Origin of the sequence: Marinimicrobium sp. ARAG 43.8 (assembly GCF_050113635.1) — a bacterium.
GTDB lineage: Bacteria > Pseudomonadota > Gammaproteobacteria > Pseudomonadales > Cellvibrionaceae > Marinimicrobium.
Genome location: NZ_JBNJLT010000025.1, coordinates 1 through 1,504, shown reverse-complemented (window position 1 = coordinate 1,504; position 1,504 = coordinate 1). Strand labels below are relative to the sequence as shown.

3 protein-coding genes are annotated in these 1,504 nt (G+C 48.2%); 1 reads left to right on the top strand and 2 read right to left on the bottom strand.

Going from position 1 to position 1,504, the window contains the following annotated elements; genetic code table 11:
- On the top strand, positions 1-186 hold a 186-nt coding region (locus ACQCLF_RS15960; RefSeq protein WP_426989072.1), incomplete at its 5' end, for a hypothetical protein.
- A 68-nt stretch (positions 187-254) separates the two neighbouring features.
- Here the strand turns inward: ACQCLF_RS15960 and ACQCLF_RS15955 are convergent.
- Both ACQCLF_RS15955 and ACQCLF_RS15950 read right to left on the bottom strand, forming a co-directional pair.
- A complete protein-coding gene (locus tag ACQCLF_RS15955) occupies positions 255-956 on the bottom strand; it encodes a hypothetical protein (protein ID WP_426989070.1) in 702 nt (233 codons plus the stop codon).
- Positions 953-1,504 (bottom strand): hypothetical protein (locus ACQCLF_RS15950; protein ID WP_426989068.1); only part of this gene is annotated, 552 nt, incomplete at its 5' end. The genes ACQCLF_RS15950 and ACQCLF_RS15955, both read right to left, overlap by 4 nt.

The window sequence follows — 1,504 nt, the reverse complement described above, 5'->3', positions numbered from 1 at the left end:
TACACGACCGCCCATGTGGATCAAGTCGTGGTCGTCCAGTTGCTGGTGTCCGGTGTAGCCCTGGGTGGTGGCGAAGGCGTCCAGTTCCTGGCTGTCGGATGTGCCGCTTTGCCAGTCGGATTATTGTTGCCGTTGGTACAGCCGCGTAGCCTTCGGACCATCACTAAGCCATTGCCAAGCAGTTAGTAAATTTAGTAAACCTCGCTTTCGTATGACACAGACATCCGACCACCCGCAGCCATTTAAATCACTCACTACTGCTTCCATTCACGCACTTGGCTTCTGATAAACTCTCTTATTTCATCAAGCAAATGAAGATTGTAATCAGAAATGCTGAATTCAACGGCAATATCATCAATCAACTCGTATGTGCGGCAACGTCCATTTCTTTTGCCTTCAGGGCCTTGCATAAGACAACTCGCAATCCAAAAATCCTGCGGTTGATCGGGTATCGGTTTGTCAGAGTTCGGGAAGCGACTCAGCAATGCCCAACTATTCGGGTATTCCACAGCCCGATAGACTTTATACCAACCTGGCATTTCAGCAGCTTCGACTTTGCGGTTTTTGTAAGAACCCGTGCGCTGCCACAAATCACTTAATTGTGCATAACTAGGATCTTTGTACCTACCAACCTCTTCTGAGGTTAACGCAATGATCAGCCCCTCAACATCGTCCTTAAACTGGTTATCGCTATCCACCTGATAACCGGTCACATTGGCTTTGATTTCCTGGTCATCGAACTTGAACAGCGTGGTACTGGAACCGTCATCCAGACCGCTCATATTGAGCAGCCAATCCGGCATCACGCTTTCCCTTTCCATTGCAATGTGTTTGGGGATTAAAAACGTATGCTGCCGCAATTTAATCCGAACGACATCCGATACGGCATAGGTAATGGCCTGCGCACCAAACACAGCAACCAAAATAACAATAACTATTAGCGCGATCTTTTTCATTGCGTATCACAGCCTCCGCACCAAACCGGTGCCGTAAACCAAGACTCGCTGACTGCACCTGTAAAAGGCGTACCACCAAATGTTGTGGGGGGCAGACCATGATCTCTAAAAACGTTGTGGTGATATTCAGCTATCTGGCCAGGGTTGAGTAGACCTCGAATACCTAATGTATCGTTATCGGTGAAATTTATATGCGCATTAGCAAGTTCCACCCGGATTTGACCAATATCCAATACCCCATTGGCATACACATTAGCGAATGCCTGTAAGCGATTATTGATGCTGGTGCCACCAAACAGATAATCAACTATACCACCATCGGGATCTAAAGAATCCAGTCCAGCCTTTGCAACTGGATCACCTGCTGCCAAACGAGACTCCCAAAACTCCTGAATTTTTCCGTCAGCTAAAAGCTTACGTTCTGCATCAGTTATAGCAAAACCTCTCTCCCGTTCATCCAACGACATCCCTCTCCCATTCCGGGATTCGCTGTCGTCGCTGTGGCTGTTGCCTGTGCCTACACTGGAGTCGTTAGCGGCCCCACCTCC